The sequence below is a fragment of the Limosilactobacillus ingluviei str. Autruche 4 genome (assembly GCF_000312405.1).
GTDB classification, from domain to species: domain Bacteria; phylum Bacillota; class Bacilli; order Lactobacillales; family Lactobacillaceae; genus Limosilactobacillus; species Limosilactobacillus ingluviei.
The window spans coordinates 99,658-107,757 of sequence record NZ_HE997174.1; the positions used below are offsets into that span (position 1 = coordinate 99,658).

The window sequence follows — 8,100 nt, forward strand, 5'->3', positions numbered from 1 at the left end:
CAGCGATCTTTTCACAGCTGATTTTAAGCTTTTATCAAACGGTTGGTGAATTGTGGTAAAGTAGATATAAATGGATGAGATGGAGGAATGATCATGAAACACTACCGGTTCAGCCGCCTGTCGTTAGGGTGGCAGATTTTTATCGGTTTACTGGCGGGGATTGTGGTGGGGATGATTTTTTATCAGAACCACACTGCGATCACCGTCTTACAAAGTTTAGGGACGATCTTCTTGCGGATGATTCAAATGATCGTCATGCCAATTGTGATCTCATGTTTAACGGTGGGGATTGCCAACATTGGTGATATTAAAAAGTTAGGGCGGATCGGGGGTAAGACCTTGATCTACTTTGAAGTCTTAACGACGATTGCGATTATTTTAGGGTTGATCGTGGGGAACTTGGCGCACCCGGGTAGCTTTATTGATATTCACAAACTGCAATCGACCAGCATTGCCTCTTACATGGCCAGTGCGAAAACGGCTTCGCATACCGGCTTTTGGGACATTTTATTAGCAATTATTCCAACTAATATCTTCAAGTCGATTGCCGATGGCGATATGATGCCAGTGATCTTTTTCAGCGTCTTCTTTGGGCTGGGACTGGCCGCGATTGGCGAGCAAGCCAAGCCCGTCATTGATGTGTTGAACACAGTGGCAGAAGTCATGTTTAAGGTCACCAGCTGGGTGATGAAATACGCCCCGATTGGGGTCTTTGGACTGATTGGGATGACGATTGCCCAAATGGGGGTCAGCGCCCTCTTGCCGTTAGGGTACTTTATTTTAATCGCCTACCTGACGATGATTATTTTCTGTGTTGTCATTTTGGGGATCGTGGCCAAAATTTTCCACTTGCATTACTGGAAGACCATGAAGGTCGTGGCCGATGAAATCATTTTGGCCTTTTCGACCGCCAGCTCGGAAGTAACCTTGCCCCGCTTGATTGACAAGACCCAAAAGATGGGGGTCGACCAGGGGATTACTTCATTTGTGATTCCCACCGGCTATACCTTTAACCTGGATGGGTCGGCGATTTATCAATCCCTGGCGGCGTTGTTCTTAGCCCAAGCTTATGGCCTCCACTTATCATGGGCGCACCAGTTTACCTTATTACTGGTTTTGATGGTGACGTCAAAGGGGATGGCCGGGGTGCCCGGGGCGTCCTTTGTCGTCTTATTAGCCAGCGTCTCAACCATCGGGGTGCCGGTGGCCGGGTTGACCTTTATTGCCGGCATTGACCGTTTCGTTGACATGGGTCGGACGGCGGTCAACGTGGTTGGGAACTCGATTGCCACCTTGGTAATTGGTGAATCGGAACATGCCCTGGACCGCGAACAATATGAGCACTACTTGGCGCACTACCACGAAGCGAAAGGATAGATCATGACAGAAAAATTACCATTACGCAGCGAAGTGCCAACGGAATTGACCTGGGATTTAACCCGTCTGTTTACTAGTGATGAAGCAATGCAGCGCGCTTTGCAGACAACGCAAAAACGGGCCCAGGCCTTGGCGGCCATGAAGGGGCAATTGACCAGTGCGGCCAAGCTCTTGCAGGTTTTACAAGCCGTCAAAACAATTGATGAAGAGTTGGAACAAGAATATGTCTATGCCTTCTTGCGGCGCGATAGTGATACGACGGATGCCACGGCCACGGCGCTATTTGGTCAAGCCGCCCAGGCTGCGACCCAAATTGAAACGGCCCTGGCCTTTATTGACCCAGAAATCATTGCACTCAGTGATGAACAAGTGGCCGCTTGGCAAGCCGCTGAGCCCGGCTTGGCGGAATTTGCTTTCCAATTGGCCGCGTTGCGCAAGCAAAAGGACCACGTTTTAGCCGGTGAGCAGGAGCGGCTCTTGTCGCGGTTGAACCGGGCGTTGGATGGAGCCAACGAAGTCTACAATACGCTTAATGACGCGGACCTGGATTTTGGTCAGATTCGCGATGAGGCGGGGCAGTTGGTACAACTGACCCACGGAAACCGGAGTCAGTTTACCGAATCGACCGATCGGACAGTCCGCAAAGCCGCGGCCTTGGCCTACCAAAAGCCCTACCACGCCTTGCGACACACCTTTGCGGCGACCTTTAACAACTTTGTGGACAGTCAAAATGCGCTGGCCGAGTTGCGCCACTACCCTTCGGCCCGGGCGGCGGCTTTGGGGCGCAATCAAATTGACGAAGCCGTGTATGATACGTTAGTGCAGACGGTGAATGCGCACTTGGCTTTAGCGCACCGGTGGTATGCCTTAAAGAAGCGGATCTTGGGATTAGACCCGTTTTACCAATACGATATTCCAACTCCTTTGGCGGGTGGTGACCAACTGAAAACCACCTATCAAGAAGGACAAGCGATGGTGTTGCAAGCAATGAGTGTCCTCGGGGATGAGTACGTCGCGGGGCTGAAGCAGGAATTTAGCCAGCGGTGGGTTGACGTGGCTGAGAATAAGGGGAAGCGTTCCGGGGGCTATCAGATCAGTGCTTACCGGGCGAACCCGTTCATTTTATTGAATTGGACCGATAAGCTCTATTCGACCTTTGTGTTAGCTCACGAGTCTGGTCACGCCATGCACTCGTGGTTCAGTCAGCACCACCAACCGTCCGAATATGCGGATGCGCCGATTTTCTTGGCGGAGGTGGCCTCAACGTTTAATGAACACCTTTTAACGGATTGGTTGCTGAAAAAGTATCGTGACGACCCGCAAGTCCAATTGTACGTCTTGGAACAATCCATTGACGGTTTTATTGGAACGATCTACCGGCAAACGCAGTTCGCGGAATTTGAACACCAAGCTTACCAGCAACAACAAGCGGGCGAGACCCTAACGGCGGATGCTTTAGATGCGCTCAATGAACAGTTGTTAAAGAAGTATTATGGCCCAGCGGTGGAATTAGCGGGAACTTTGACCCAAAGTTGGGCCTACGTACCACACTTCTATATGAACTACTACGTTTACCAATACGCGACGTCATGGGCAATTTCGACCAGCTTGGCAGCGCAGGTCTTAGCGGGCCAGCCTGGCGCCAAGGAACGCTACTTAGCCTTTTTAGCGGCCGGTGGTTCGGATACCCCGGCGAAAGTTTTAGCGGCCGCTGGCATTGATATTACCAACGGGCAATACTTGACCGAGGCCCTCCAGGTCTTTGCGCACCGCTTAGATCAAATTGAAGCGTTATTGGCGCAAATAGCGGCAAAAGATTGACACCAGACAGCGTTTTCAGTAGGATAAAGACAAGTTAATTACGCCGGTTGGCTTACCCCCGGGGAGTCAACCACCAAGGCACCAACGACCTTCCACTAGGGCCTGTCAGTTTGACATGCGGGAGATCGGGGGTGCCTTTTTAACAAGAACCAGGAGGCGACAAAAAATGGAAGTCAAAGTTCAACGCTTAGCAGAATTAACGAGTGCAGAATTTTATCAAATTGCCAGGGAACGAGTCAAAGTCTTTGTGGTTGAACAAAATTGTCCCTACCAAGAAATTGACGAGCAGGATGGCACGGCGTATCACTTGCGTTTATTTGATGACGCCGGCCATTTGGTGGGCTATACCCGGTTAATGGCCACCGCGACGGGGGCAGCGTTTGGCCGGGTGTTGGTGCCCCAAGCCTACCGGGGGCACGCGTATGGCCGCCAATTGGTAGCGGCTACGATTGACTGGGCGCACCGGTTATTTCCCGGGAAATTAATTGAGATCGAAGCGCAAAACTATTTGCGGCACTTCTACGAATCCTTTGGGTTTAAAGCGGTCTCAGAGGTCTTTTTGCTAGATGGCATTCCTCACCTTAAAATGATCCTGGCAACGGAAGGCGGCGATTAAATGACCGGAGCTTTGGCAATCAAACGAGAAATTAATCACTACGTTATCCGCAATATTTTGGCGAACGTGGGGCTATCAACTTATGTCCTCATTGATACCTTGTTTATTGCAATTGCGGCGGGTTCACTGGGGTTGACGGTCTTGAACTTAGCCCTGCCCCTGTACAATATTTTTAACGCTACGGGGCTGTTGCTCGGTGTCGGGGGCGCCACTTATTTTTCTTTGCATAAGGTAAAGGAGCCGGCCCGGGTCCAAACAACGTATAGTCAGTTGATGATTTTTGCCTTTGGCCTGGGGGTGGTTGAAATTGGCTTGATTTGGCTGTTTTTAGATCCCCTATTGCACCTGCTGGGGGCGGATAGCCAAACCCTGGGCTTAGGGCGAACCTACGTGGGGATTATGGCCTTCAGTGCGCCCTTATACATGTGCAATTACATTACGATCAACTTTGTTCGCAATGATGGCAACCCAAGTCTAACGATGATGGCAACCTTGACGGAAACCGTGTGCGTGGTGCTGATTGATTGGTTCTTTATCTTTAAGTTGGGCTTACAAATGGAGGGGGCGGCCTTGGCGGTGATTTTTTCACCACTATGCAGCCTGTTGGTCTTAAGCCGCCATGCCCGCTTCAAACACCGCCAATTAACCTGGCGCTGGGTCAAACCGCAGTTGGCGACCCTGAAAGCGGCGGCGCGGTTGGGGCTGGCGCCCTTTATGAATGAAATGAGCAGTGGGGTCAGCATTTATGTTTTTAATTGGATGCTGTTGCTGCTGGCGGGAAACTACGCGGTCGCGGCGTACGGGGTGGTGGCCAATGTGGCGATTATCACCCTCGCGGCCGCCAATGGGGTTGCGCTAGGGGTGCAACCGATTGCCAGCCGCGAATTTGGCAAGCACGCGCCGCAAAATGCTGTTACGGCGTTTTGGCATGGCTTGAAGCTGACGGTCACGTTAGCGGCGCTCTTAACGCTCGGTTTAATTGTTTTTAAAGCCCCGATTGTGGCGCTGTTCAACACCGAACACCAACCCCAATTACTGCACTATGCGCTGACGGGGTTGCCAATTTACTTTACCAGTGCCGTCTTTGCGGCGGCCAACATTTTGATGATTATCTTTCTAACGGCTGTCAACCGCGGGCAAGTATCATTTACGCTGTCTTTTTTACGGGGGTATGTAATTTTATTGCCCCTGATCGTTTTGCTGGCTTGGCTCGGCGGCGTGAACGGGGTTTTTGCGGCGATGCCGGTCAATGAGCTGCTCATCACTTTGATTGGCGCCGGGATGGTGAGAAACGAATTGCGCCGCTTGACAGCGTGAGCGGTAAGTAAAAGCGGGCCAAGCTAATTTCTGTGCTTGGCCCGCTTTGGGATTTAGTGATGAGCGTCGTCTTTTAAGTCATCGGCGGACAAATCGTCGACGTTTTGGAAGGTGATGCCGCGGTGATCAACACTGGTTGAAAAGACGATTTGGGTACTGGTCTTGCCAAACCGACTTTGCAGATCATTGATAAAATTGTCCAGGGCGGCGGTGGATTCAAAGACAACTTCCATTAACTCAGAGTAATCGCCAGTTACGCAATTACACTCAATGATGTTCGGAACCGTTTTGACAAAGGGGTAAAACTCTCCCTTTTGCCGGGGTTCCAGTTGAATTTGGATGAAGGCTTTGACGTGGTAATCGAGCTTTTCAAAGTTTACGCTGGCGTGATAGCCGGTAATGATGCCGGCTTTTTCTAATTTGGCAATCCGGGCGGCAATGGCCGGGGATGAGATATAACAGGCGGCAGACAACTCTTTGAGCGAAGCCCGGGCATTTTGCTCAAGCATGTTAATGATCTTGCGGTCGATTTGATCCATTGCAAAAACTCCTTTTGACGTCAAAAAGACAACCGGTGTTCATGAAATTAAACTAGGACGATTGTAGAACATTTTATGGGGGAAAGTCAACGACAACCGAAGATGGAAAACATTTTCACCACTTTTTGTTCAGTTAAGCTAGGGATAAATATGGTACAATAAAAACAAGAGTTGAGTGAATGGAGTGAAAATTATGGATCAAGAATACGAAAACATCCTCGTGCCCGTTGATGGGTCAGCTCAAGCAGAAATGGCGCTGCGCAAAGCGATTGCAGTTGCCAACCGGAACGGCGCTCACATTGACTTATTGAACGTAATCGATACCCGGGCGATGTCATACAACTTTGCCGGCATGTCCGACGGCAGCATTGCTTACCAATTAGTGGACAAGGCGAAGGAATACTTACAAAGTTTATTGGAACAAGCGAAGCAAGACGGGTTTGAAAACTTGGACATTCACATCCGGTTAGGGAACCCGAAGACGGTAATTTCCTTTGATTTCCCGCGTGATCACAGTAATGACTTGATCATGATGGGGGCCAGCGGGATGTCACGCTTACAACGGGCAATGGTGGGCTCAGTCACGTCCTTTGTTAAGCGCAACGCGGCGATTGATGTCTTGGTAGTACGGACGGACTTGCAAGCGCGGCCGGAAGAATAGTTGACACGCTTCCCGTTTGCGCGTATGCTTACTTTTAATTAATTACTGGGAGGATCACTGATGCCAATTAAGCAACTCAAGGCGAGCTTGTGTTGTTGTGGATCGCGTCTTATGCGAGCGACCCACTTTTTTGGCATGGTTGATGATTAAAGACAGCAATCGCTGACCACCCCATTAAGACAGGTCAATTGGATAAGACGCCAATTCTAAGCAGGGAATTGGCGTCTTTTTGTGTCTAAGTCCAAGAAAGGAAGAACCACCATGATTTACCACCACGTGCACGAATTAATTGGGCAGACCCCGTTGTTGGAATTAGCGCTCCCGACCCCCAATCAGAGTCGGATTTTAGCGAAATTAGAATTTTTAAATCCTGGGGGGAGCGTGAAGGATCGGCTAGGGCAAATGATCATTGAAGGCGGCATTGCTGCGGGAGACATTCTGCCTGGTCAGACCACGATTATTGAGCCGACGGCGGGGAATACGGGGATTGGCTTGGCTCTGGCGGCCCAGCGGTATCATTTGCCGTTGAAACTAGTGGTGCCCGCTAAATTCAGCCAGGAAAAGCAAACGCTGATGCGGGCTTTGGGGGCTGAAATTATTAATACCCCCAGTGCATTGGGGATGACCGGGGCGACGAAAAAAGCTTACGAACTAGCGGCCCAAGTCCCGGGCTCATATGTGCCCAACCAATTTAACAACCCACTGAACCCAGCAGCTTACCAGCGCACGTTAGGACCAGAAATTCTGGCGGCTTTAGGGGCGGAACCAATCACGGCTTTTGTCGCCGGCGCAGGCACGGGCGGAACCTTTGCTGGCACGGCGCAAGCCTTACAAGCGGCCCAGCCTGATGTCTATACCGTGGCGGTGGAACCGGCGGGTTCGATTTTAAACGGGGGCCCCGCTCATCCCCACCGCACGGAAGGGATTGGGGTGGAACAACGGCCACCGTTCTTTGACCAGGTCCGCGTAGATCAAGTTCAAACCATCAGTGATGACGCGGCCTTTAGCGAAGTTAAGCGCGCAGCACGCGAGCTTGGGTTGTTAATTGGCAGCTCCAGTGGTGCCGCTTTGGCAGCCAGTTTAGCGGTTGCCGAACAATTGCCGGCCCATGCAACGATCGTCACGATTTTTCCGGACGGCAGCGACCGCTACCTCAGTGAGGGAATTTACGATTAGGGGGGGAGGACCAATGTGGCAAGCGGCAAAGTATATTCAAAAGCTTGATCCCGCCGCCAAAAGCGTCTGGGAAGTACTGCTAACCTACCCGGGGTTTCACGCCTTAGGGTGGTATCGGCTCAGTCACTGGTTGTACCAACATCACGCCCACCTGCTGGCCGCGCTGGTAGCTAGTTTGGGCCGCTTTTTTACCCAGGTGGAAATCCACCCGGCGGCGACGATTGGCCACCACGTCTTTATTGATCATGGTCACGGCGTGGTGATTGGGGAAACGGCGGTTGTGGGGGATTACGTCACGATTTTGCATGGTGTAACCTTAGGCAGCAGCAAAGCCCAGCCGACCCCGGGACCGCGCCATCCGCAAGTGGCCAGTCACGTCTTTTTAGGGGCGCACGCCCAAGTGCTGGGCCCCGTTAAGATTGGGGAAGGCGCCAAAGTAGGGGCGGGGACGATTGTCTTGCATGATGTACCGGCCCACCGGACCGTGGTCGGGAACCCCGGCCGCTTGGTCCCGGTGAAAGCTAAACTGCAGATTGTAGGAGACAAGCAGGAAGCTTAGCGTAATTTAAGCAACAAAAAAAGCGGCGAGCGGT

The 8,100-nt window shown here is 51.5% G+C and carries 8 protein-coding genes; 7 read left to right on the plus strand and 1 reads right to left on the minus strand.

All coding sequences use genetic code 11. From position 1 onward, the window contains the following. The first annotated feature begins 93 nt into the window (after window positions 1-93). The 4 genes from BN54_RS06220 to BN54_RS06235 all read left to right on the plus strand — a co-directional run bounded on the left by BN54_RS06220 (window position 94) and on the right by BN54_RS06235 (window position 5,131). Window positions 94-1,377, plus strand: a complete 1,284-nt coding sequence (locus tag BN54_RS06220; protein ID WP_019206310.1) for a dicarboxylate/amino acid:cation symporter — start codon at window positions 94-96, stop codon at window positions 1,375-1,377. A gap of 3 nt (window positions 1,378-1,380) precedes the next feature. Beyond that, complete coding sequence (pepF, locus tag BN54_RS06225; RefSeq protein WP_019206311.1) at window positions 1,381-3,198, plus strand: oligoendopeptidase F; 1,818 nt, start codon at window positions 1,381-1,383, stop codon at window positions 3,196-3,198. 166 nt (window positions 3,199-3,364) lie between these two features. After that, window positions 3,365-3,814 (plus strand): GNAT family N-acetyltransferase, encoded by a 450-nt coding sequence (locus tag BN54_RS06230; RefSeq protein WP_019206312.1) that lies wholly within the window; start codon window positions 3,365-3,367, stop codon window positions 3,812-3,814. Further along, window positions 3,815-5,131: an MATE family efflux transporter gene (locus BN54_RS06235; RefSeq protein ID WP_019206313.1), complete on the plus strand. Its 1,317-nt coding sequence runs from the start codon at window positions 3,815-3,817 to the stop codon at window positions 5,129-5,131. Between the two features lie 53 nt (window positions 5,132-5,184). Here the strand turns inward: BN54_RS06235 and BN54_RS06240 are convergent, their stop codons facing one another. Next, on the minus strand, window positions 5,185-5,670 hold the full coding sequence (locus tag BN54_RS06240) for an Lrp/AsnC family transcriptional regulator (protein WP_019206314.1): 486 nt from the start codon (window positions 5,668-5,670) through the stop codon (window positions 5,185-5,187). Between the two features lie 193 nt (window positions 5,671-5,863). Here BN54_RS06240 and BN54_RS06245 point away from each other — a divergent pair, with 193 nt between their 5' ends. The 3 genes from BN54_RS06245 (at window position 5,864) to epsC (ending at window position 8,066) form a co-directional block, all read left to right on the plus strand. Then, window positions 5,864-6,331, plus strand: a complete 468-nt coding sequence (locus tag BN54_RS06245; protein WP_019206315.1) for a universal stress protein — start codon at window positions 5,864-5,866, stop codon at window positions 6,329-6,331. A 261-nt stretch (window positions 6,332-6,592) separates the two neighbouring features. Further along, the gene (locus BN54_RS06250; RefSeq protein ID WP_019206316.1) at window positions 6,593-7,507 is read left to right on the plus strand and encodes a PLP-dependent cysteine synthase family protein; all 915 of its coding nucleotides are present in this window, start codon (window positions 6,593-6,595) and stop codon (window positions 7,505-7,507) included. 13 nt (window positions 7,508-7,520) lie between these two features. Further along, window positions 7,521-8,066 carry a serine O-acetyltransferase EpsC gene (epsC, locus tag BN54_RS06255; protein WP_019206317.1) on the plus strand — a complete coding sequence of 182 codons (546 nt, stop codon included), beginning with the start codon at window positions 7,521-7,523 and terminating at the stop codon, window positions 8,064-8,066. The last annotated feature ends 34 nt before the right edge of the window (window positions 8,067-8,100 follow it).